Genomic DNA, 23274 nt, shown 5'->3' on the forward strand with positions numbered 1-23274 from the left:
CGACCCCATATAACACAAGGCCGGAACACATCCGGCCACAGGAGGCGGCGCCCCGGGCGCCGTCCCCAGGAGCAAGCATGATGAACAGTGCCAATACCCGGCCCCACGCGCTGATTTTCTACGGCGCCCTGGCCTTTTCCATCTTCCAGATAGTCACCGCCGCCTTCAGCCCCCTGTCCACCACCGTGGTGCGGGCCATCCACGTCGGCTTTCTGCTGTTTCTGGTGTACCAGCTCTACGGGGCGCGCGGCCAGTCCCTGTCCCGGCCGTCCGTCTGGAGCATGCTGCTGGGCGCCCTCGCCCTGCTGTTCGCCTTCTACCACTGGTGGTTCGAGGCGGACCTCATCTATCGCGCCGGCGACATGAACCAGGCGGACTGGGTCATCGGCAGCGTCACCCTGGTGATGGTGTTCGACGCCGCCCGCCGGCTGATGGGCTGGGCCCTGCCGCTGATCTGCCTGGCCTTCGTTGCCTATGCCCTGTTCGGCCAGTACCTGCCCGACGCCCTGATGCACCGGGGCTACGGCCTGGATCAGGTAGTGTCGCAGCTGGCCTTCAGCACCGAAGGCATCTACGGCACCCCCACCTATGTGTCGTCGAGCTACATCTTCCTGTTTATCCTGTTCGGCGCCTTCCTCGAGCAGGCGGGCATGCTCAAGCTGTTCAACGACGTGGCCATCGGCTCGGTGGGCCACACCCGTGGCGGTCCGGCCAAGGTGTCGGTGCTGTCCTCCGGCATGATGGGCACCATCAACGGCTCCGGCGTGGCCAACGTGGTCAGCACCGGCCAGTTCACCATTCCGCTGATGAAGAAGTTCGGCTACCGGGCCGAGTTTGCCGGCGCGGTGGAAGCCACCAGCTCCATGGGCGGCCAGATCATGCCGCCGGTGATGGGCGCCGTGGCCTTTATCATGGCCGAAACCATCAACGTGCCCTATGTGGAGATCACCAAGGCCGCGCTGATCCCCGCCGTGCTCTACTTTTTTACCGTCTTCCTGATGGTGCACCTGGAGGCGGGCCGCGCCGGCCTGCACGGCCTGCCCAAGGATGAATGCCCGAGCCCCCTGGCCGCGCTCAAGAGCCGCTGGTACCTGCTGCTGCCGCTGGTGGCGCTGGTGGTGATGCTGTTCTCCGGGTTCACCCCCCTGTTCGCCGGCATGATGGGCCTGGCGCTCACCGTGGTGCTGATCATGGGCAACGGCATCGCCAAACACCTGGGTCCCAAGGGGCTGCGCTACGCCTTCTGGATTGGCCTGGGCCTGGCCTGCGCCACCTTCAACCAGTTCGGCATCACCGCCATCTTCGTGATCGTGGCGGTGCTCACCGTGCTGCTGCTGGCCAAACGCGAGCAGGGCATCCTCGCCACCGTGGTCAACGCCCTCTACCAGGGCGCCCTGCACGCCCTGCCGGTGGGCGTGGCCTGCGCCCTGGTGGGGGTCATCATCGGCGTGATCTCGCTCACCGGCGCCGCCACCATCGTCGCCGGCTACATCATCCAGCTGGGCGAGCACAGCCTGCTGCTGTCCCTGGCGCTGACCATGCTCACCTGCCTGGTGCTGGGCATGGGCATTCCCACCATCCCCAACTACATCATCACCAGCTCCATCGCCGCCCCGGCGCTGCTCGAACTCGGCGTGCCGCTGATCGTGTCGCACATGTTCGTGTTCTACTTCGGCATCATGGCGGATCTGACCCCGCCGGTGGCCCTGGCCGCCTTCGCCGCCTCGCCCATCGCCAAGGCCTCGGGGCTGAAAATAGGCATCCGCTCGCTGCAAATCGCCATCGCCGGCTTCGTGGTGCCCTATATGGCGGTGTACGCCCCCGAGCTGATGCTGCAGGGCGATGCCGGTCTCGCCGCCACCGTCTTCGTAGTGTTCAAGGCGCTGCTGGCGGTGTCGCTGTGGGGCATGGGCGCCATCGGCTACTGGCTGGCCCCCTTCGCCTGGTGGGAGCGGCTGGCCGCCGTGGCCGCCGCCGCCCTGCTGGTGTTCTCGCTGCCGCTCACCGACGAGCTCGGCCTGGGGCTGGCCGCCCTGCTGCTGGGGCGCCACTGGTGGCGGTACCGTCGCCAGCGGGCGCTGGCGGTGGCCTGATGATCTGCCTGGCCTCGGGATCCGCCCTGGTGATGCTGCTGACCGGCAGCCTCACCCTGAGCTGGGATCACTCGGTGGAGAAGATCCGCTGGAGCGAGCACTACCGGGTCGACGGGGACCGGCTGCACCTGGTGGAGGCCAGCGTGCGGGGCTCTGGCGCCGGCATGGAGCCGCCGCCCGAGGCCCGGCTGGAAGGCGGCGCCTGGCGCTGGCACCCGGATCTGCACCTGGCGCAGCTAACCCTTGCCGGCTCGGAATTTACCGGCGAATATACCCTGTGCCCGGGCTCGGGGCCCTGCCGGCCCCTGAGCCACTGGCTGCCGGCCGGGCACGGCGTTACCCTCACCGCCTGTGAGGTTGCGGAGGTCGACTGAATACCCCACTCAAGAAGCGACTGCTGTGGTTGCTCGGCATCACCCTGTTCGCCCTGCTGCTGGCCTGGATCTGGCACGGCAGTTGGCAACGCCAGGCCACGGAGCAGGAACTCCGGGCCCAGCAGCAACTGCTGGTATACCGGGCGGCGCTGGAGTCGGAGATCGCCCGCTTCGAGAACATCCCCCGCGCCCTGCGCTCCCACCCGGTGCTGCTTCGCGCCCTGGCCTCGCCCCGGAATGCGCAAGCCCTGCACCAGGCCAACCTGCTGCTGGCGCAACTGGCGGCGGACACCGGAGTGGAGGCGCTCTACATGATGGACGGCGAGGGCACCACCCTGGCCGCCAGCAACTGGGATCAGCCCCACTCCTTTATCGGCCAGAACTACCGCTTCCGTCCTTATTTCACCGACGCCCTCGAAGGCAGCTTCGGCGAGTTCTATGGCGTGGGCGCCACCACCGGCATTCCCGGCTACTTCTTCGGCCTGCGCCTGGGGCGGGAAGCCGGGGTCACCGGGGTGCTGGCCACCAAGATCACCCTGCTCGAGCTGGAGCGGAGCTGGCAGCCGGCCCAGGATCTGGTGATGGTGGTGGACCCTGACCAGGTGATCGCCCTGGCCTCCCGTGCCGAACTCAAGTTCCAGACCCTGCTTCCCCTGTCCCCCCAGGCCCGTGCGCGGCTGGAACGCACCCGCCAGTACCATCCCATGTCCCTCACCCCCCTGGCGCTTGGCCGCCAGGGCGAGCAGCTGTCCTGGCAGGGCCACCAGTACCGGGTGAGCGAGCTGCCCCTGCCCCGGCTGCGCTGGCGGCTGCAGCTGTGGTGGCCGAGCCGGCCCTTGTACGACACCGCCAGCCTGGTCACCGCCGTGGCGGGGGTGAGCATCATCGCCCTGGTGCTGCTGTTGCTCTACTGGCGCCAGCGCCGCCGCTATGTGCAGGCCCAGCTCAGGGCCAAGGGCGAGCTGGAGCGCAAGGTGATGGCGCGCACCGCCGCCCTGGCCGCCTCCAACCGCCAGCTGGAGCGGCAGGTACAGGAGCGCTTCCAGGCCGAAGCCCGGCTCAGATCCATGCAACACGAACTGATCCAGGTCAACCGGCTGGCCGCCCTGGGGCAGATGGCGGCCAGCGTGGCCCACGAGATCAACCAGCCGCTCACCGCGCTCAGGAACCAGTCGGTCAACACCCTGCTGCTGGCCCAGCGCGGCCATGCCGATCAGGTGGAGCAGAGCCTGCAGACCATGGGCCGGCTGGTGGACCGCATCGCCCGGCTGACCTCCCAGCTCAAGCTGTTCGCCGCCACCCGCCGCAAGACCCGCGGCCGGGCCCGGCTGGACGAGGCGCTGGACAATGTGCTGAGCTGGCTCGGCCCCCGGGTCGAGGAACAGGGCGTCCGCCTCCACCGCCCCGCGCCAGGGGTGGTGCTGCCGATGGAGCTGCACGCCCTGGAGCAGGTGCTGGCCAACCTGATCGGCAATGGCCTGGACGCCCTGGCGGACACCGCGGACGCCGCCATCACCCTGGACGCGGACGACCGCCGCCTCCACCTGTGGGATAATGGCCCCGGCATCGCACCCGAGCTGCTCGACAAGGTCACCGAGCCCTTCTTCTCCACCAAGCAGGCGGGACAGGGGCTGGGGCTGGGCCTGGCGATAGTGCGGGATCTGGTGGAGGCCAGCGACGGCCGGCTGGCGATCGCCGCCCGGCCCGAGGGCGGGGCCTGTTTTACCCTGAGCTGGAGAGAGCATGAACAACCCCGAGATTGAAGTCTGGCTGGTCGAGGACGACGACGACGTGCGCCAGACCCTGCTGCAGACCCTGCTGCTGTCCGACATCAAGGCCCGCGGCTTCGCCCGGGCCGAGCAGGCCTTGCAGACGCTGTCCCCCGAGGCGCCGGTGGTGGTGCTGTCCGACGTACGCATGCCGGGCATGGACGGCCTGCAGTTGCTGCAGCAACTGCGCCAGCAGGACGCCGAGCTGCCGGTGCTGCTGCTGACCGGCCACGGCGACATTCCCATGGCGGTGGCCGCCATGCGCCAGGGCGCCCAGGATTTCTTCGAGAAGCCCTATGAACCGGAGCAACTGCTGCACAGCCTGCGCCGGGCCATGGACAAGCGCGCCCTGGTGCTGGAAAACCGCCGCCTGCGCGAGCAGCTGGCGGCCCGCCGGGATCCGGGCCTGCTGCTCGGCCACAGCCCGCAGATCGAGCTGCTGCGCCGGCAGATCGACAATATCGCCGACACCAGCGCCAGCGTGCTTATCCTGGGGGAAACCGGCACCGGCAAGGAGATGGTGGCCCGCAGCCTGCACCAGGGCAGCGGCCGCAAGGGGAACTTCGTGGCGGTCAACTGCACCGCCCTGCCCGAGTCCATCTTCGAGAGCGAGATGTTCGGCGCCGAGCCCGGCGCCTTCACCGGCGTGACCAAGCGCCGCATCGGCAAGGTGGAGTACGCCGACGGCGGCACCCTCTTCCTCGACGAGATAGAAGGCATGCCGCTCAACCTGCAGGCCAAGCTGCTGCGGGTGCTGCAGGAGTCGGTGCTGGAACGGCTCGGCGGCAACAAGCTTATCGAGGTGGATGCCCGGGTGGTGGCCGCCACCAAGATCGATCTGCAGAGCGCCGGCGAGGCCGGACTGTTCCGCTCCGATCTCTATTTCCGGCTCAACGTGGTCACCCTGGCGCTGCCGCCCCTGCGTGAACGACGGGCCGACATACCGCTGCTGTTCCTGCACTTCGTGGAGCAGGCCAAGGCTCAGTACAACCGGGAGACGCCGCCCCCCGGCGACGAACTGATGCAGCAACTGCTGCAGCGGGACTGGCCGGGCAACGTGCGCGAGCTGCGCCATACCGCGGAGCAGTACGTGCTGGGGGTGCTGCCGCCTGCCGGCAGCGACACCCGCCTCTCCCTGCCCCAGCAGTTGGCGGAGCTGGAGCAGCAACTGATCCAGTCGGCCATGGCCCGGGCCGACGGCAACGTGGCCCTGGCCGCCGAGCGGCTCGGCATTCCCCGCAAGACCCTGTACGACAAGCTGGCCCGGTACCGGCATCACTCCTGATAGAGCAGCTCGATGCACTGGCCGCGCACCCGGGCCGGCATCAGATCCGCCAGGGTGTGCTGATCCAGCACCGCCAGGAACTGCTTCAGCGCCAGGCTGAACATCTGCCGGCCCCGGCAGGCCGGGGCGATGACGCAGTGGTGGCGCGACTCGAAACAGTCGGTCAGCTTCATGTCCGGCTCCAGCTCCCGCACCAGGGTGCCTATCACTATCTGCTCGGGGGCGCGCAGCAGGTGCAGGCCGCCCCCCTTGCCCCGGATGGTGGTGACATAGCCCCGCTGGTGCAGATCCTGGATCACCTTGCGCAGATGGTGGTGGGATACCCGGAAATGGGCGGCAATCTCCGGCGCCGTGCAGCGGCGCGAGCGGTGCAGGTTCAGGTATATCAGTACCCTGAGGGCATAGTCGGTGTAATGGGTCAGGCGCATAATCACTCCCGGGGTCAGGCATTCATCCCCTCTGCGGATCCCATACTGTGGCATCGGCTCCGGATCGCCGTTGATCTGGATCATCATAACAGGCATGTGACTTGCAACTTTAACCGTGCACCACTGCCACACCGCCGTCCCCGCGTTTCTCTACTAAAATAAAAGCGCTCTCACCCCCAACGATAACAAGGCCCCCGGGCCGCACAGGTACGCGGATGATGCTGCACAACAAAACTCGCTGGCTGCCCCGGGATTACTATGGCTTCGGTGCCATTCTGCTGCTGCTGGTGGCGGTGGCGCTGTCGAGCTGGTTTATCAGCCGCCACTGGATAGGGCTGCGCATCCTGGCCCAGCAGGAAGAACTCAGGCAACAGGGCAGCCTGGCCGCCGCCACCGCCATCCAGGATCTGCAGCGGGGCAGCCAGCAGATCAAGGACATTGCCCACACCCTGGCCTCCCTCTCCAGCCTGCGCGCCTTCCTGAACAGCCCGCGCCAGGCCGCTCCCCTGCAGGCGGATCTGGATCGCTTCCGCGAAAACTTCGGGCTGGGTGGCATCTGGCTCGTCGACGCCCGGGGCCGGCTGCTGGCCCAGGGCGCGGACAGCCCCTCGCCACCGGAGCTCAACCGCTTCCTCGGCAACCGCCAGCCGGTCTCCCGCTTTATCCTCGAGCCCGAGCAGCAACAGGCCACCCTCTATTATGCCGCGCCCGTACCCGGCGCCGGCAACGCCACCCTGCTGGTCAAGGCCGCCGTCAACGGCATCGGCCGGCGAGCCTACCGCATAGAGCTGCTGGTCACGGATCCGGATGGCATCATCTCCCTGGCCGACAATCCCGACTGGCTGCTGCATTCGCTCGGCAGCGGACAGGCCCCTGCGCCGGACAGCACAGCGCAACCCGCTCCCCTGCCCATCGTCATGAGTCCGCTGCTGCCCGAGATCCAGCTGCTCGGCCCGCAGCAGAGCCCGGTGCTGTTGACCAGCAGGACCACCGACAACGGCGACTACCGGGTCTATGCCCTGGCGGACGCCGCCGCCATCTACCACCTGGCCCGGGAAAGGGACAACCTGGCGCTCATCATCACCCTGGCGGCCACCGGCTCGCTCTGGGGAGGACTGCTCACCATACTGACCCTGAAGCGCAACCGGCGCCATCGGCTGGCGATCGGCCGGGCCAATACCGAGCTGGTGCGCCTGAACCAGCAGCTCAAGCAACTGGCCACCACCGACGCCCTGACCCAGTGCCCCAACCGCCGGGCCGCCGAGGCCAGGCTGCAGTACGAACTGGCCAAGCTGCAACGCTACGGCCACCCCTTCTGCATCGTGATGGTGGATATCGACCACTTCAAGCAGATCAACGATCAGCACGGCCACGACATCGGCGACAAGGTATTGCGCCATTTCGCCAAGGTCGGCCGGCAGGCGATAAGGGACACCGATGTACTGGCGCGCATCGGCGGGGAAGAGTTTCTGCTGATATTGCCGGACACGGACCACCAGCAGGGGCTGCACCTGGCGCGGCGCCTGCTGGACACCGTTTCCGCCACCCCGCTCTACCTGGCCGACAGGACCATCAGCTTCAGTTTCAGCGGCGGCCTGACCGAGGCTCACAACCACGACGGCACCAACGATCTGCTGGTGCGGGCAGACCGGGCCCTGTACCGGGCCAAGGAAAAGGGCCGCTGCCGTATCTGCAGCGAACACCTGCTGGTGGATCAGTCGGTCGCGACGGGCTGAGCCCCGGTCGTCGCCAGCTGCGCCTCGCCGTCCACCAGGCTGTAGCTCAGCTTGTCGAGGGTCACGGTCACCGCCAACTGGCGGTTTTCCTCGTGGCTTATCTGCACCAGCAGGTAATCCAACTCCGGCGCCACCCAGAAGCGGGTCTTGCGCTTGCTGTCACCCCGATCCCGCTCCACCACCAGGGTGTCGAAGGTACCGACACCGGTACGGACGGCCTCCTCCCCCACCACCTTGAAGGTGGTGGACTTGATCTCGCCATCCCGTACCACCGGGTAGGTCAGCTCCGTTTTGCCGGCCATCAGATCGCAACGGGCCTCGAAGAAGAAGCTGACCGGATCGAAGGCGCCGCCTTCGGCCGACAGCAACTGGTCGCCCTTGCGATCCTGGTAGAGCACCATGTCGGTCTGCTGATCGAACACCAGCCGCTCTTCCCGCCGCACCCCCATGGCACTGGCCTTGTAGTTGAAGGTGTCGGGCCGGGCGGTGCAGTCTTCCCAGTCGAAGCTGGAGCGCTGATCCACGTCCAGCAGCCAGTGCTGGAGGGCGAAGTGCACGTGGTAGCGTTCCTTGTTGCGATCGATGGCCAGGGTATTGACCCCCCGGGTCTGATCGCCGTTGAGCAGCACGTTGAACTCGGCCCTCAGTTGCTCGATATCCCGGGCCGCCAGGTTACCGGACGCCATCACCCCGCAAAGCACCAGCACGCATTTTCGAAACATTAAGGATTTCCTCATTTAATTCTTCAACCCGGACGTCCGGCAAAGGTTGCGCCAACCATACACCACTCGGACCCCATAACGAAAACACCAGTATGACCACGAGACGGGGCAATAGTGCCGCCGGCGGCATAGGGTAATATTGACGCCGCCGGGCAGAGCCGTCGAATGGCCAAGCTCGGCCCCGGCATCCGGGAAAGAGGCCGACCCCCGGATGGATCACGAAAATCACCCCGCCCTGTTCTCAGGCCGGGCCTAAAGCCCTATCATACCAAGGGAAAAACGATGGGAGCAGTTTCCATTGAACACTCACGGACACAAGGATTCAGACAACACCATGGAAACGGGCTACAGCATTATCATTGCCGATGACCATCCCCTGTTTCGCAACGCCCTGCACCAGGCGGTGCAACTGGCGGTGGAAGGCGCCCAGCTGCAGGAAGTGGACAGCATCGACAACCTGATGCAGCTGCTGAGCGACACCGGCGAGGTGGATCTGCTGCTGCTGGATCTGAAGATGCCCGGAGCCAGCGGCTTTTCCGGCCTGGCCCAGTTGCGCAACCAGTACCCGGAACTGCCGGTGGTGGTGGTGTCCGCCAGCGAGGAGCCCGCCGTGGTACAGCAGGCCATGCGCTTCGGCGCCCTGGGCTTTATCCCCAAGTCCGCCCCCATGCGCACCCTGGTCAGCGCCCTCAATACCATACTGGAAGGCGACACCTGGTTTCCCGAAGGCATCAGCCTGGAAAACGCCCCTGAGGACAATATCGCCGACCGTCTCGCCAGCCTCACCCCCCAGCAGTTCAAGGTGCTGACCATGCTGTCGGAAGGCAAGCTCAACAAGCAGATCGCCTACGAGCTGGAGGTGTCGGAAGCCACCATCAAGGCCCATGTCACCGCCATCTTCCGCAAGCTGGGGGTGAAGAACCGCACCCAGGCGGTGATCGCCCTGTCCCAGTTGGAAGGCGGGGAACTCTGAGCGGGGACGGCGGACTACACCTCGTCAGAAGCCATCGACGCCTCCGACAAAGGGGAAAGGCGTTGCCTAAGTTTTAAACTATATGGCGCTCTAGAGCACCGTTCAGTTTAAAACGTGAGCAGTGCGATATCTCACCTGTAGGCGCCCGTTTACGTGGCGCAAACCTGCAAAGGGCGGGGAATGCGGAAATTGGGCATCCTTTCCCGCCGGTTTGTGCCGGTTCATGCCGGTTCATGCCGGTTCATGCCAGCTAAAGCGGCATCTACAGCGGCATCTACAGCAGCTCGGTGCCACCCTCATGCGGGCGGGTCGCCCGCGCCCCAAGATGCGTCAGTGACTAATTTTTTTAAACTGATCGGTACTCTGGGGACTGGCCGGATTTTCTTGTGCTCAACAGCTTCTGTAAACTCCCTCACCCCTCACCCTCAAGACACCAGATGCTGCAGCAGGGCCCTCAGCTTGAGCGGCTTGACCGGCTTGCTCAGGTAGCTCAGTTGCAACTTGTGCAGCTGGGCCTGCAGCTCCGGCTGACGGTCGGCGCTGATCACCACCGCCGGTATCCGCCCGAACTCCAGCCGCAGCAGATTGATCAGCGCCACCCCGGTCTCGCCCTCGTCCAGGTGGTAATCGGACAGGATCACCTGGGGCCGGAAGCCCTCCCGGCAATGGGCCCGCGCCTCCTGGCCGTTGCCGGCTAGGCGCACCTCGCAGCCCCAGCGTCCCAGCAGGCTGGCCATGGCGGTGAGGATGTCCGCCTCGTTGTCGATGCACAGCACCTTGAGGCCCGCCAACTGGCCGCTCGCCGCCGGCGGGGCCGGCTCCGCTGCCGCCGGCTCGGCGCCGGACTCGGCCCGCGGCACCGTCACGCTGAACACCGAGCCCTTGCCCTCCCAGGAGCGCACCATCAGCCGGTGCCCCAGTATGGTCGCCAGCCCCTGGGCAATGGCCAGGCCCAGCCCCAGCCCCTGCTGGTGGTGACGCTGGCCGTGCTCCAGGCGCAGGAACTCGTCGAAGATCACCCCCAGCTTGTCGGCGGGAATGCCGGGACCGTTGTCCCACACCTCGATGCGCAGGCCCTCGCCGCAGTGGCGCAGCCCGAGCAGGATGCGTCCGCCCGGGTTGTAGCGCAGGGCGTTGGTGAGGAAGTTCTGCAGTATGCGGCGCAACAGCCGGGGATCGCTGTGCACCCGCAGCCGGCTGGGCACCAGTTCGAAGCGACCGCCGTCCTGCTCCGCCAGGGCCCCGAATTCGGCCTTGAGGGTGTCGAACAGGCTGTTCAGGGCGAAATCCTTCGGTCTCGCGGTGAGCTTGCCCGACTCCAGCCGGGACATGTCGAGCAGATCGCCGATCAGCTCCTCGGCGGCGGTGAGGGAGCGGTCGATATGGCCCGCCAGACGCCGGCTTTCCTCGTCGCCCGAGGTCTCCAGCCAGGAGGAGGTGAACAGCTTGGCGGCGTTGAGCGGCTGCATCAGATCGTGGCTCACCGCCGCCAGGAAGCGGCCCTTGGAGGCATTGGCCCGCTCCGCCTGGCGGGTGGCCGCCAGCAGTTGCTGGTTCACCGCCGACAGCTCCCGGGTCCGTTCGGCCACCCGGGCCTCCAGCACCACGTTGGCCTCTTTCAGCACCTGCTCCGCCTGGCGGAAGGTGGTGATGTCGTTGAAGGTCATCACGAAACCGCCGCCGGGCATGGGGTTGCCCTGCATCTCGATCACCCGGCCATCGGGACGGGTGCGGGAAGAGGTATGGGCGGTGCCGGCGCTCATGTGGGCCACCCGCCGGGCCACCTGCTCGTCCACCTCGCCGGGACCGCACAGGCCCTTTTCGGCGTTGTAGCGGATGATGTCGGCGATGGGCCGCCCCACCCGGATCAGGCCCGGCGGGTACTGGAACAACTCCAGGTAGCGCCGGTTCCAGGCCACCAGCTTGAGCTCCTTGTCCACCACCGAAATGCCCATGCCGATATGCTCGATGGCCCCCTGCAGCAGGCCGCGGTTGAAGCGGAACACGTCGCCGGCCTCGTCCACGATGGCGGCCAGCTCCTCCAGCTCCATGGAGCGCCCCTGCAACGCCGATGACAGCACCAGCCGCGCCGAAGAGGCGCCGAACACCCCGGCCAGCACCCGCTCGGTGTGGCGGATCAGGCTGGCCGGCGCCTGCATGCTGCCGTCCAGGGTGCCCTGTTCACCGGCATAGCGGGCGAAGGCTCGCTTGACCCGGCCTTCGCCCACGAAGCGGGACGCCAGTTGCTCCAGATCCCGCACCGTCACCTTGGCCCGGTAGACGTCGCCGTCGTCCTTGTGCTGGCGGCCGACGAAGGCCGCCGCCTGGAAGCGCTCACTCACCGTGGGCACCGACAGCCAGGAGCCCAGCAGGTAGCCGGCCAGGTTGCACAACAGGCTGAGCAGTATGCCCCAGGTGGCATGGCTCATCTCGCCCACCGCGCCCCAGGCCGGCGGCGTCAGCAGCCACAGCACCACGTTGGTGTCGGCGTCGCCGGCGAAGAGCCCGGTTTCCGCCATCAGGTTGAGCAGCCACATCAGCATGCCCAGGCTCAGGCCCCAGTAGGCGCCGCGCCGGTTGCCGCCGCGCCACAGCAGCCCCAGCACCAGGGCCGGGGCAAACTGGGCGATGGCGGCGAAGCTCAGGTAGCCGATGCGCGACAGGCTGTGGATCTCGCCCAGCCAGAGGAACACCAGCCAGGCGGTGACCATGATGACGATGATGGCGGTGCGGCGCACGTTGAGCAGCAGCTGGGCCACGTCCTCGAAGCCCGCCCCCTGCAGCTGGCGCCGGCGCAGTATCATCGGCAGCACCAGATCGTTGCTCACCATGATGGCCAGGGCGATGGTGGAGATGATCATCATGCCGGTGGCGGCGGAGGCGCCGCCGATAAAGGCCAGCACCGCCAGGCCCGGATAGTCCAGCGCCAGCGGCAGGCTGATCACATAGGTGTCGGGCGAGGTGTCCGCCGACAGCCACTGCTGGCCGGCCAGGGCCAGGGGCAGCACGAAGAGCCCGAACAGCAACAGGTAGAGGGGGAAGATGCGCCGGGCCCAGCGCAGATCCGCCGGATCGTGGTGCTCCACCACGGTCACGTGGAACTGGCGCGGCAGACAGAGGATGGCGCTCATCGACAGCAGGGTATAGACCCCCATGTCGAGCAGGTTGCCCCCGCCCACCTCGGTCAGCAGCCCGAGGTAATCCTCGGTCACCAGCATCCGCTGCTGGTTGGGAAAGGCCAGGATCAGCCAGAGCGCGAAGCCCCCGACCACAATAAAGGCCACCAGCTTGACCACCGACTCCAGGGCGATGGCCACCATGACCCCGCGCTGGTGCTCGGTGGCGTCGATGTGGCGGGTGCCGAACAGCAGGATAAAGACGGTGAACAGCAGGGCCACCATAAAGGCCACCTCCCCCGCGTCCCGGCCGTCCCCGCCCACCACGTCCGGCGCCACCAGGTTGAGCCCCATGACGATGGCCTTGAGCTGGAGGGCGATATAGGGCAGCACCCCGACGATGGCGATCAGGGTGATATAGACCGCCAGCCGCTGGGACTTGCCGTAGCGGGCGGCGATAAAGTCGGCGATGGAGGTAATGTGCTCGCGCTTGGCCACCTCGATCAGCCGGGCGATAAAGGGCCCGGCCAGGGTAAATACCAGTATGGGGCCCAGGTAGATGGGAAAGTAGGACCAGGGATCGGTGCTGGCCTGGCCCACGGTGCCGAAGAAGCTCCAGGAGGTGCAGTACACCGCCAGCGACAGGCTGTACAGCAGCGGCCGCAGGCGGCGAGCCCGTGCCCCCAGGCGCACCTTGTCGCCCAGCCAGGCGAAGAGGAACAGCAGCGCCAGGTAGGCCAGGGCGATATTGATGACGGTCCAGCCCTGCATCAGGCCTCCTGGGGTCGGGAAGTCAGGGGGCTGCGCAGCAGCCAGGCCACCGGCAGCACCGCCGCGCCCATCAGCCAGAAGGTCTGGCCACCGAGCAGCGGATAGAGCTGGCCGGACAGCACCAGCAGCAACGCCACCGCCATGCCCATGGGCAGGGCGGCGTAGAGCGCCTGGGCGCCGATCACCGCGGGGCCGTCCAGATCCCGGCTGATGTAACGGATGGCGCCCAGGTGGCTCAGGCAGAAACTGCCCGCGTGCAGCAACTGGGCCGCCACCAGCCAGACCAGCTCGGTGGTGGCGCCGAGCAGCCCCCAGCGCAGCAGGGCGCAGGCGGCCCCGGCCAGCAGCAGGTGGCGAGCCTCGAGGTGCTCGAACCAGCGCCGGTTCATGGCGAACACCGCGATTTCGGCCAGTACCCCCAGCCCCCACAGGTAGCCGATCACCGCGGTGCTATAGCCTTCCCGCTGCCAGTAGAGGGCGCTGAAACCGTAGTAGAAGGCATGACTGCCCTGCAGCAGGGCGGCGATCAGCAGGAAGCGCGGCATGCCCGGCCGGCGCCATACCTGCCACAGGCCGTCGCCCCGGCGCTCCTGGTGCAGCTCCCTCGGCGCCGGCCGCATCGGCAGCAGGCTGGCCAGCCACATCAGCACCAACGACAGCACCATGGTGTGCAGCACCCACTGGGGGCCCAGGCTGTCGCTCAGGTAGCCCACCGCCAGGTTGGCGGCGATAAAGGCCGCCGAGCCCCACAGCCGGGCCTTGCCGTAATCCAGCCGCACCTGCACGATAAGCCGGCTGGCAATGGCCTCGGAGACCGGCATCAGTGCCGGATAGATGAGGTTGACCAGCAGCATCAGCGCCAGCAATCCCGGGCTGGACTGCCAGCCGTAGAAGGCGGCGAAGGCGACCAGGCTGGCCAGGCACAGCCAGCGGGCCGCCGGCAGCAGGTGGTCCGCCGCCCGTACCCGGCTCATCACCGCCAGGTTGCCGACGCAGCGCGCCGCCATGCCGAGCCCCAGCAGCAGGCCGATAAAGCCGGCCTCGGCACCCACGTGGCTGAGCCACAGCGCCCAGAAAGGCAGGAAGATGCCGTAGCCGAAATAGTAAAGGGCGAAAAACAGTGAAAGCCAGAAAGCGGGCGCCATGTCGATACGGGGTAAAAGGATAATGGGGCCTATGATAATAACTTTAGGGACGAATTGCTGTTATCCATTGTGCTACAGGTGGTTTCATGCGTATACCCATAGTTCTGCTGCTGGCATGGCTGCTGGGCGGTTGCCAGGCCGAAGCCAGCCCGCCCGCCACCCCGTTCGACTACCAGTTGCACGACCCGGCTGGAACGCCGCTGAACCTGGGCCAGGCAACGCGGCAGCTGGCCTCGGCGGACGTGATCATGGTGGGCGAGCTGCACGGCCACAGGGCCATCCACCGCTTCCAGGCCGAACTGCTGGCCCGGCTGCTGGCCCAGCCCCGGCCCCTGGCCCTGGCCATGGAGCAGTTCAGCCGGGATCGCCAGCCGGTGCTGGACGCCTATCTGGCCGGAAAACTGGCGGAAGACGCCTTTATCGAGCAGGCCAACGCCTGGCCCGGCTATCGCCGCGACTACCGCCCCCTGGTGGAACTGGCCCGGCGCGAGGGCATCGACGTGCTGGCGGCCAACGCTCCCCGCTACATAGTGCGCTGCATCGGCCGGGAAGGGCCCGGCTACCTGGATCGCCTGCCCGCCAGCCACCGGGCCTGGGTGGCCGAGCGGCTGACCCTGGCCGACGACGGCTACAAGGCGCGCTTCATGGCCTCCCGCCACCACGGCCAGGCCCCCACCGAGTTCCAGTTTGCCGCCCAGACCAGCTGGGACGACACCATGGCCGAGAGCATCGCCAATTACCTGCAGGCCCATCCGGGCTATAGGGTGATGCTGACCGTGGGCCGCTTTCATATCGGCGACGGCCTGGGGACCGCCCAGCGCCTGCAACAGCGCGCGCCGGGGCTCAAGCTGGCGCTGCTCTACCCGGTCGTCCCCGGCGAGAACGCGCCGCCGCCGCCCCTGTGGCGGCTGGCGGTGGCCACTCCGCCGGAGCCGTCGACGGGCGGGCCTCCCCTCGCCGTTCCCCGGGAAGAACCCGACTGCTGAGCCGGTCGCCGAAGGCAAACCTATCGCCCAGGCCGATGGGACATGACTTTATCTCCCGCCTCAAATGGGGCACATTGCCACTTTCTGTCCAGTGCGGGAGACTGGGATCATGAACGCATATCTGCTGCTGGCCATGGCCATCGCCGCCGAGGTGGCGGCCACCACGGCACTCAAGGCCTCGGCGGGCTTCAGCCGGCTCGGGCCCAGCCTGATCGTGGTGGCCGGCTATGGTGCCGCCTTCTGGCTGCTGGGGCTGGTGATGCGCACCGTGCCGGTGGGAGTGGCCTACGCCATCTGGTCCGGCGCCGGCATAGTGCTGATCACCCTGCTGGCGGTGCTGGTCTACCGGCAGATCCCGGATCTGCCGGCGCTGATCGGCATGGGGCTCATCATCGCCGGGGTCATGGTGATCCAGCTCTGGTCCGACAGCGGCGGCCACTGACTCAGGCCAGGGCCCGCCGGGACGACCGGTAGACGCTGTCCGGAAAGCGGGCCAGCCAGGCGTGGGTCTGCTCGGCGGGCAGCGGCCGGGCGAACAGGTAGCCCTGGAACTCGTCGCAGCCGGCCTGGCGCAGGAAATCCCACTGGGCCTGGGTTTCCACCCCTTCCGCCACCACCGTCAGCCCCAGCTCCCGGCCCAGGGAGCTGATGGCCCGCACCAGTATGGCGTCGCTGGCGTCGGGCCGGCAGTTGCCCACGAAGGACTTGTCCACCTTGAGGATGTCGAGGGGAAAACGGCGCAGGTAGGCGAGCGAGGAATAGCCGGTGCCGAAGTCGTCCACCGCCAGCCGCACCCCCAGCGCCTTCAGCGCCTGCAGCTGCTCCACCGCCCTCATGTTCTTCTCCATCAGTATGCCCTCGGTCAACTCCAGCTCCAGCCGGTGGGGTGCCAGGCCGCTCAATGCCAGCGCCCGCTCCACCCGACGGCACAACCCGCCGGAGTGGAACAGCCGGGGCGACAGGTTGACCGCCACCGCCAGCTCCCGGGGCCAGGCACAGGCCAGCCGGCAGGCCCGGGCCAGCACGAACTCGGTGATGGGCTCGATCTGGCCGGTGTCCTCGGCGATGGGAATGAACACCGCCGGCGAGATGGCGCCAAATTCGGGGCTGTGCCAGCGCACCAGCGCCTCGAACGACAGCGGCCGCCCTTCACGGTCCACCTTGGGCTGGAAGTGCACGTCGATCTCGCCCCGCTCCAGCGCCCGGCGCAGCGCCGCCTCCAGCCGCAGCCGCTCCACCGCCGCCGCGTTGAGCTGGCGGTTGTAGAAACACAGCCCCGAGCGGCCGCGGGACTTGGCGGAGTACATGGCCGCGTCCGCGTGCTGCAGCAGGGTCTCCAGGCTGTCGCCGTCCACCGCCAGCAGGGCCACGCCGATGCTGCAGGTCACCAGCAGCTCGTGGCCGTCCAGCTGCAGGGGCGCGGACACCACGGCCAGCACCCGCTCCAGCGCCTGGTGCAGGCCCGCCGGCTCGCCCCGGTGCCGGAGCAGCAGCACGAACTCGTCGCCGCCGTAGCGGGCCACCGTGTCCTGGGAGCCCAGGGCGGCCTCGAGCCGCCGGGCGATGTCGATCAGCAGCCGGTCGCCGGCGGCATGGCCCAGGCTGTCGTTGATCACCTTGAAATTGTCCAGATCCACGAAGGCCAGCGCCACCTGCCCGCCCTGCCCGGCAAGCCAGCTCCGGCTCTGGGCCAGGCGCTCCGCCAGCAGGTGGCGGTTGGGCAGGCCGGTGAGCAGATCGTAGTTAGCCTGGTATTCCAGCCGCTGCTGGTAGCGCTTGCGCTCGGTGATGTCCTCGACCGTGCCCTGGTAGTAGAGCAGTTCGCCGTCCAGATCGTGCACCGCATGGGCGGTTTCGGCGATCCACAGGGTGGAGCCGTCCTGGCGGTAGACCTCGGACTCGAAGTCGCTGACGAAGCCCCGCTCGCGGATCTGCCGCTTGAACTCGTCGCGCCGGCCGGGGCTGACGTAGAGCCGGTTGCCGATGTCCTGCAGGCCGGCCATCAGGGCGGCGGTCGAGGCGTAACCATACATCTCCGCCAGGGCCTGGTTGGCGGCCAGGTAGTGGCCGTCCGGCGTGCTCTGGAACATGCCGATCACCGAGTTGTCGAACAGGCCCTGGTAGCGGGCCTCGGCCTGGGCCAGGCGGTGGCGCAACGCCACCTGCTCGTCCAGATCGCTCAGCAGGCCTTCAAGCAGGCCCCCGGGCAGGGCGCGGCCACTGTCCCTCACCCATTTGATGCGGCCGTCGCGGCAGCGCAGCCGGTATTCCAGCCGGTAGTAGCCCTGCTCCGCCAGCGCCCGGGCCAGGGCGCGCCGCACCCGCGGCCAGTCTTCCGCCATCACCAGCCGCCGGTGCAGGCCGTCCCGCCGCCCTTGCAGCCAGGCCGCCCGGTGGCCGCACAGCGCCACGCTGCCGGTGCTGACGAAGTCGGCGGGCCGGTCCAGCCCGGCGCGATAGGCCAGGCCATCCAGCCGGTTGAGCAGGGTGAGCGCGTCCGCCGCCTCGTTGCCGGCCGCGGGGATAACATCGGGCGCCGCCTGCTTCATAGGGCGCCCGAGGCCGCCAGGGCCAGCACCGGCTCCCGCCGCCCGAGGGCACCGTCCAGCCGCAGCCGCTCCTGCTCCAGCCAGCGGAACACCGCGTCCACCGCCGCCGTGCCCAGGCTGAAACAGTCGGCGGCGGACAGGCCGGCGGCATCCGCCGCCAGCAGCCGGCCGCGCAGGGCCGAGACGAAGGCCTGCACCGCCTGCCGGGCCGCGTCCACCTCGGCGCCCCGGTCGCCGGCGGCCTGGGCCAGCAGCGATTCGGCCCGCCCGGTGAGGAACAGCAGCCGCACCCGGGCCACCGGCGGACAATAGCGCCGCGCCGCCACCGAGCAGCCCAGGGCCCGGGCCTGGCCCAGGCATTCCGCCAGGGCGGGCAGGCGGTGGCCGAAGTTGCGCTCGCTGTTGCCCTCGCCGGGCAGCACCCCGGGCTGCTCGATACGGGCCTCGGCCACCGCCGCCAGCCATTCGAGCAGCACCGACACCAGCCGGCAGTGGGCCTGGAAATTCTGCTCCGGGGTGCTGGCCGCCAGACCCTGCACCAGGGCCTGCCACTGCCGCTGCAGCGCCGTTACCTGGTCCCGGCCGAAGCAGCAGTAGCGCTCCCGCTGCTCCCGCTCGCCGTGGGCCAGCAGCGCCTGGAAGTGGCGTTCCACCGCCTGTTGCCTGGCCGGCAGCCGGCGGGCAAAGCCCTGATCGCCGGCCAGCCAGGCACCGCTCATGCCCCTGTGCTGCTGCACCTCGGCCACCAGCGCCACCAAATCGGCGGCGCAGTCGAGCCCTTCCCGGGCCCGCTGCGGCAACCGCCAGGCCTGTAGCCTCCGCCGGCGCCAGCCCCACCACAGACCGCCCAGCAGGGCGGTCGCCAATACCCCGATAATCATGCTGTTCATCCCGGCCTCACTCATAGCGGTAGCTCGCCACCCGCTCCTTGAGCCGGGCAACCAGTTGTTCCAGATAACGGGCCAGCTCGCTGCTCTCGCTCACCCGGCGGGCGTTGCCGTCGGCCAGCTCCGCCACCTTCTGGTTGTCGATGGCAATCTGCTCCCCCGCCACGCTCTGGCCGGCGTTGGCCTCGGCGATCTCCTGCATGCGGCTGAGCGACGACAGCGCCGCCCGTTCGATGGAGGCGAGCGCCTCCGCCGCCTCCGCCGCCTGGCGAGCGCTCTGCTTCGACTTGTCGTCGGCCGCCTGCACCACCTGGGTCAGGTAGCCGGCCTTGTGCTGGACGTCGCCGATCAGGGCATTGATATCGCTGGTGGCGCTGGTGGTACGCTCCGCCAGCTGGCGCACCTCGTCGGCCACCACCGCGAAACCGCGGCCGGCCTCCCCGGCCCGGGCCGCTTCGATGGCGGCGTTGAGCGCCAGCAGGTTGGTGCGCGCCGCTATCTCGGCGATGATGGTGGCGATGGAGCCGATCTTGCGGGAGCCGTCGGCCAGGGCGGCGGCGGCACCGGCGGCCTCGCTCACGTCCCGGGCCAGGCCGTGCATCGACTGATCCACCGCGCTCACCAGGCCGGCGCCCTGGCGCGCCTCGGCCACCGCCATGTCCGCGGCCCGCGCCGCCTCGGCGGCGCCGTCCCGGGTGCCGGCCAGGCTGGTGATCAGCTCCTCCAGGGTGGCGGCGGCCGACACCGTGGTGTCGCGCTGGGCGCGTACCCCCTCCTCGCCGGCGGCGGCATTGAGCGTCGCCTCCGCCGCCACGCTGTGCAGTTCGTCCGCCGCCCGGCCCAGCTCGAGCAGCACGCCGGAAAAGCCCCGTATGGCACCGTTCAGCTGCTCCGCCACCGGGGTGAAGTCGTTTTCGCGGGCCGTCGGCAACCGCGCCGTCAGTCGCCCGTCCTCCAGCTCGGCGGCGAAGCCGGCCAGCTCCTGCAATCCGCGGCGGTACTGGCGCCATAGCAGCAGGGCCGCCGCCAGGCCCGCCAGCGCCAGCAGCACCGCCAGGGCGGCGGTGGTGGCCGACGGCAGCGCCCAGTACAACACCAGGCCCAGGGCCGGACCGCCCCAGGCCGCCACCAGCCAGCGCGCCAGGGCGCCTTGCCGCCCCTGGCTCCGCGTCCCCGCAACAGGGCGCTCCAGCAACTTGTCCATGTTTTCTCCTTAAGCCCCAGGCTGTCTCTCGCCACTAATCCCATGGGGGTAACACCATAGAGTTAGCTGGCTTAAGCAATAATTGCGCCAGCTCCCGCCAGAGGCGGTGAACCGGCCGGGGCGGGCTGAGGATGGGGAAAGCCGGGGCCCGGGCCGGCGCCGAATGCCTCCCCCGGGTGCAGGGTCGGCAGCCCCTCGCCCCGGATGAGTGCAATACAAGGGCGGGCGCCGGCTTCATCACCCCCCGGCCGGACGCGCCATGGATAAACGGGGAGCATGGCTGGCGGCCTTGTCACAAATCTGTCATGGTGACGTTCTACCCTCGGCCAAGGATCCATTTAGAAGGACATTGCGATGATCTTGTGCGGACACAGAGGCGTGGCCAGCCTGGCCCCGGAAAACACCCTGGCCGGCCTGCGAAAGGCCGCCGAGCTGGGCCTCTCCTGGGTGGAGATAGACGTACAGCTGACCAAGGACGAAAAGGTGGTGGTGATCCACGATGAAAAGGTCAACCGCTGCAGCGACGGCAAGGGCAAGCTGCGCAAGTACGCCTGGGACGAGCTGCGCAAACTGGATGCGGGCAGCTGGTTCGACCCGGCTTTCGCGCAGGAGCGCATCCCAAAACTCAAGGACTACCTGGCCCTGGCCCGGGAGCTCGGCATCAGGGTCAACGTCGAGCTCAAGGTGTACGACAAGGACGACGCCGGCCGGCTGTGCCGCAAGGTCAGCAAGCTGATTGACAAGCACGGGGTCGACAAGGACAGCCTGCTGTTCTCCAGCTTCGATCCCGACTGCCTGCGCTACCTGCAGGTGCTGCAGCCGGAGGTACCCCGCGGCCTGCTGGTGGAGCATATCCCCGACGACTGGCAGCAACAGTTGGAGCAGCTCGAATGCGCCGCCCTGCACTGCAACTACCGCTACCTGAGCCGGGAGCAGGCCGAGGCGGTCAAGGCCGCCGGCTACCGGCTGCACTGCTACACCGCCAACACCCCGGACAAGGTGAAAGATTTTCCCGCCTGGGGCGTGGACATGCTGTTCACCGACAAGCCCCAGGACTACCTGGACGCGGGCTGGTCCGCCGGCTGAGCCCGAACACGGGGCGGCGCCCCTGCGCCCCCCTCCGGTTTCAGGGCGTCGACCATTTCTCCAGCAGGATATTGATAAAGAGATCCGCCGCCGGAGTGATGCTGGTATGGGTCCGCCTGACCACCCCGATCACCCGTTTGATCGGAGCCCCCCGCAACGGCCGGCAGGTGAGCATGGAGCTGTCGTTGCTCGGCATCGCCAGTTGCGGTATCACCGCTATCCCCAGCCCCATTTCCACCAGCCCCAGCGACGTCGACAGGTGCTGCACCTCGTAAAAGCCGTTCAGCCTGACATGGCTTTCCACCAGGGCGCTGTCCAGCAGGGTTCGGTTGCCGCTGTCCTTGCTGACGGTGATGAGCTTGTGGGGCTCCATGTCCGCCCAGCCGATGTCCTGCTGTTGCGCCAGGGGGTGATCCCGCCGGATGCAGACCACGAAGGGATCGTCCAGCAGGTGGGTAAAGCTGACCTCCGGATACTGGGCAATCGCCATGTTGATACCGAAATCCGCGTCCCCGCGGATCACGCACTCCAGCCCCTCATTGGCGCTAACGTCGAGGATCTTGATGCGAATACCGGGGTAAAGCTGGTTAAACTCGCGGATCACGCCGGGCAGGAAATAGAAGGCCGCGGTCGGTATGCAGGCGATGGTGACCTTGCCTTTCTGGTGGGTGGCCATTTCCTTGATGCCCAGCACCGACAGCTCGAAATCCTCCAGCATGCGGCGCGCCTTGGGCAGGAATTCCCGCCCGGCCGGGGTCAGCCAGGTCTTGCGGGTGGTGCGCTCGAACAAGGGCGTGCCCAGTATCGCCTCCAGCCGCTGCATGCGCCGGCTCAGCGCTGGCTGGGACAGGTGCACGAATTCCGCCGCCTCATGGAAGTTGCCGCCCTCGGCCACCCGGATAAAGATCGCCAGGTCCTTGAATTCAATCTGGTGCATAGGCCATTAATGCAATAAACAAATCAATACCCGATTTTCTTTGCATTTGATGCAAATGTCAAAAACGTGACAACCTTCCCCCCAAGAAAGCAACCAGTGGGAAACAACCATGTCACAATCCATTTCCTGTATCATCATGCGCGGCGGTACCTCCCGGGGACCCTACCTCAAGCTCAGCGAGCTGCCCGCGAACCGTGATGACTGCGCCCTGATGCTGCAGAAGATCATGGGCTCCGGCCATGAACTGCAGCTGGACGGTATCGGCGGCGGCAACAGCCTGACCAGCAAGGTCGCCATGGTCGGAGTCTCCACCGACCCCGCCGCCGACGTGGATTACCTCTTCGCCCAAGTAGGAGTCAAAGAGCACAGCGTGGATTTTTCCCCCAATTGCGGCAACATGCTGGCGGGGGTAGCCCCCTTCGCCATCGAAACCGGCCTGGTGGCCGCCGGCTCGCCCGTCACCCTGGTACGGATCCGCAACCTCAACACCAACAAGATCATTCATGCCCAGGTGGCGACGCCGAATGGCAAGATCAGCTACGAAGGCGATGCCCTGATCAGCGGTGCCCCCAACCCGGCGGCGCCGATCAAGCTGACCTTTCTGGATGTACAGGGTGCCAAGACCGGCCGACTGTTTCCCACCGGCCGGGTCACTGATACCATCGACGACATCGCCGTTACCTGTATTGATGCCGCCACCCCCTGCGTACTGATCCGGGCCCGGGATTTGGGCAAGACCGGCTATGAATCCCCCGCCGAACTCGACCAGGATACGGTGCTGCTGGCCAGGATCGAGCACATCCGTCGCCAGGCCGGGCAACTGATGGGCATGGGCGACGTCAGCAACCAGGTGATCCCCAAGCCGGTGCTGCTGGCCCCCGCCCGCCATGGCGGTGATATCCACGCCCGCTACTTCGTGCCCCACAGTTGCCACAAGGCACTGGCGGTGACCGGCAGTATCGCCATCGCCACCGCCTGTGGCATCGAAGGCTCCGTCGCCTCGGGGCTGACGCCCGCTTCCGCGGCGGCCACCATCAGCATCGAGCACCCCTCGGGCATGCTGGAGCTGGAAATCAACAAGAACGATGACGAGGAGCACAGCATTACTGCCGTGTCCCTTATCCGCACGGCCCGCAAGATACTGAGCGGCACCATTTTTCTACCCTGAATAATGTGGCCATCACTAACCAGGCAAACTCACCATAGGAAGGTC

General features: G+C 67.6%; 18 protein-coding genes. 10 read left to right on the forward strand and 8 right to left on the reverse strand.

Going from position 1 to position 23274, the window contains the following annotated elements:
* Positions 1-77 precede the first annotated feature (77 nt).
* From AN401_RS14195 to AN401_RS14210, 4 genes are read left to right on the forward strand one after another with little or no spacing between them, the layout of a single operon-like run.
* A complete protein-coding gene (locus AN401_RS14195; RefSeq protein ID WP_232513320.1) occupies positions 78-2093 on the forward strand; it encodes a TRAP transporter permease in 2016 nt (671 codons plus the stop codon).
* Positions 2093-2467, forward strand: coding sequence for a DUF1850 domain-containing protein (locus AN401_RS14200; protein ID WP_094038363.1), 375 nt, complete (start codon positions 2093-2095; stop codon positions 2465-2467). Before AN401_RS14195 ends, AN401_RS14200 begins: the two co-directional genes overlap by 1 nt.
* Positions 2468-2496: 29 nt before the next feature.
* On the forward strand, positions 2497-4230 hold the full coding sequence (locus AN401_RS14205; RefSeq protein ID WP_232513321.1) for an ATP-binding protein: 1734 nt from the start codon (positions 2497-2499) through the stop codon (positions 4228-4230).
* Positions 4211-5521, forward strand: a complete 1311-nt coding sequence (locus tag AN401_RS14210; protein WP_096779714.1) for a sigma-54-dependent transcriptional regulator — start codon at positions 4211-4213, stop codon at positions 5519-5521. The genes AN401_RS14205 and AN401_RS14210 overlap by 20 nt, the downstream gene beginning before the upstream one ends.
* Here the strand turns inward: AN401_RS14210 and AN401_RS14215 are convergent.
* Positions 5512-5949: an RrF2 family transcriptional regulator gene (locus tag AN401_RS14215; protein WP_094038378.1), complete on the reverse strand. Its 438-nt coding sequence runs from the start codon at positions 5947-5949 to the stop codon at positions 5512-5514. The genes AN401_RS14210 and AN401_RS14215 overlap by 10 nt on opposite strands.
* Before the next feature lie 215 nt (positions 5950-6164).
* On the opposite strand from AN401_RS14215, the gene AN401_RS14220 reads away from it, so the two are divergent.
* A complete protein-coding gene (locus AN401_RS14220; RefSeq protein WP_094038366.1) occupies positions 6165-7685 on the forward strand; it encodes a GGDEF domain-containing protein in 1521 nt (506 codons plus the stop codon).
* Here the strand turns inward: AN401_RS14220 and AN401_RS14225 are convergent.
* Complete coding sequence (locus AN401_RS14225; protein ID WP_096779715.1) at positions 7664-8407, reverse strand: DUF3108 domain-containing protein; 744 nt, start codon at positions 8405-8407, stop codon at positions 7664-7666. The genes AN401_RS14220 and AN401_RS14225 overlap by 22 nt on opposite strands.
* A gap of 334 nt (positions 8408-8741) precedes the next feature.
* Here AN401_RS14225 and AN401_RS14230 point away from each other — a divergent pair, with 334 nt between their 5' ends.
* Positions 8742-9380 carry a response regulator transcription factor gene (locus tag AN401_RS14230; RefSeq protein ID WP_094038368.1) on the forward strand — a complete coding sequence of 213 codons (639 nt, stop codon included), beginning with the start codon at positions 8742-8744 and terminating at the stop codon, positions 9378-9380.
* A gap of 425 nt (positions 9381-9805) precedes the next feature.
* On the opposite strand, the gene AN401_RS14235 is transcribed toward AN401_RS14230, so the two are convergent.
* Together AN401_RS14235 and AN401_RS14240 are read right to left on the reverse strand one after the other, a co-directional pair.
* Positions 9806-13270 carry a hybrid sensor histidine kinase/response regulator gene (locus tag AN401_RS14235; RefSeq protein WP_096780381.1) on the reverse strand — a complete coding sequence of 1155 codons (3465 nt, stop codon included), beginning with the start codon at positions 13268-13270 and terminating at the stop codon, positions 9806-9808.
* Positions 13267-14412, reverse strand: a complete 1146-nt coding sequence (locus AN401_RS14240) for a 3-phenylpropionate MFS transporter (RefSeq protein WP_096779716.1) — start codon at positions 14410-14412, stop codon at positions 13267-13269. The genes AN401_RS14235 and AN401_RS14240 overlap by 4 nt, the downstream gene beginning before the upstream one ends.
* An 86-nt stretch (positions 14413-14498) precedes the next feature.
* Here AN401_RS14240 and AN401_RS14245 point away from each other — a divergent pair, with 86 nt between their 5' ends.
* Together AN401_RS14245 and AN401_RS14250 are read left to right on the forward strand one after the other, a co-directional pair.
* Positions 14499-15398, forward strand: a complete 900-nt coding sequence (locus tag AN401_RS14245; RefSeq protein ID WP_096779717.1) for a ChaN family lipoprotein — start codon at positions 14499-14501, stop codon at positions 15396-15398.
* Positions 15399-15507: 109 nt separating this feature from the next.
* A complete protein-coding gene (locus AN401_RS14250) occupies positions 15508-15840 on the forward strand; it encodes an SMR family transporter (RefSeq protein ID WP_094041308.1) in 333 nt (110 codons plus the stop codon).
* A 1-nt stretch (position 15841) separates the two neighbouring features.
* On the opposite strand, the gene AN401_RS14255 is transcribed toward AN401_RS14250, so the two are convergent.
* From AN401_RS14255 to AN401_RS14265, 3 genes are read right to left on the reverse strand one after another with little or no spacing between them, the layout of a single operon-like run.
* On the reverse strand, positions 15842-17947 hold the full coding sequence (locus AN401_RS14255; RefSeq protein WP_096779718.1) for a putative bifunctional diguanylate cyclase/phosphodiesterase: 2106 nt from the start codon (positions 17945-17947) through the stop codon (positions 15842-15844).
* Positions 17944-18837 carry a nitrate- and nitrite sensing domain-containing protein gene (locus tag AN401_RS14260; RefSeq protein WP_157772280.1) on the reverse strand — a complete coding sequence of 298 codons (894 nt, stop codon included), beginning with the start codon at positions 18835-18837 and terminating at the stop codon, positions 17944-17946. Before AN401_RS14260 ends, AN401_RS14255 begins: the two co-directional genes overlap by 4 nt.
* Positions 18838-18844: 7 nt before the next feature.
* Positions 18845-20038 carry a methyl-accepting chemotaxis protein gene (locus AN401_RS14265; protein WP_096779720.1) on the reverse strand — a complete coding sequence of 398 codons (1194 nt, stop codon included), beginning with the start codon at positions 20036-20038 and terminating at the stop codon, positions 18845-18847.
* A gap of 354 nt (positions 20039-20392) precedes the next feature.
* Here AN401_RS14265 and AN401_RS14270 point away from each other — a divergent pair, with 354 nt between their 5' ends.
* Positions 20393-21124: a glycerophosphoryl diester phosphodiesterase gene (locus AN401_RS14270; RefSeq protein WP_094041335.1), complete on the forward strand. Its 732-nt coding sequence runs from the start codon at positions 20393-20395 to the stop codon at positions 21122-21124.
* A 40-nt stretch (positions 21125-21164) separates the two neighbouring features.
* Here AN401_RS14270 and AN401_RS14275 read toward each other — a convergent pair whose 3' ends face one another.
* Positions 21165-22061, reverse strand: a complete 897-nt coding sequence (locus AN401_RS14275; RefSeq protein WP_096779721.1) for a LysR family transcriptional regulator — start codon at positions 22059-22061, stop codon at positions 21165-21167.
* A gap of 109 nt (positions 22062-22170) precedes the next feature.
* Between AN401_RS14275 and AN401_RS14280 the strand changes: the two genes are divergently transcribed.
* On the forward strand, positions 22171-23229 hold the full coding sequence (locus tag AN401_RS14280) for a 4-oxalomesaconate tautomerase (protein WP_096779722.1): 1059 nt from the start codon (positions 22171-22173) through the stop codon (positions 23227-23229).
* Positions 23230-23274: the final 45 nt, after the last annotated feature.

Origin of the sequence: Zobellella denitrificans, from assembly GCF_002407485.1 — a bacterium.
Lineage (GTDB): Bacteria > Pseudomonadota > Gammaproteobacteria > Enterobacterales > Aeromonadaceae > Oceanimonas > Oceanimonas denitrificans.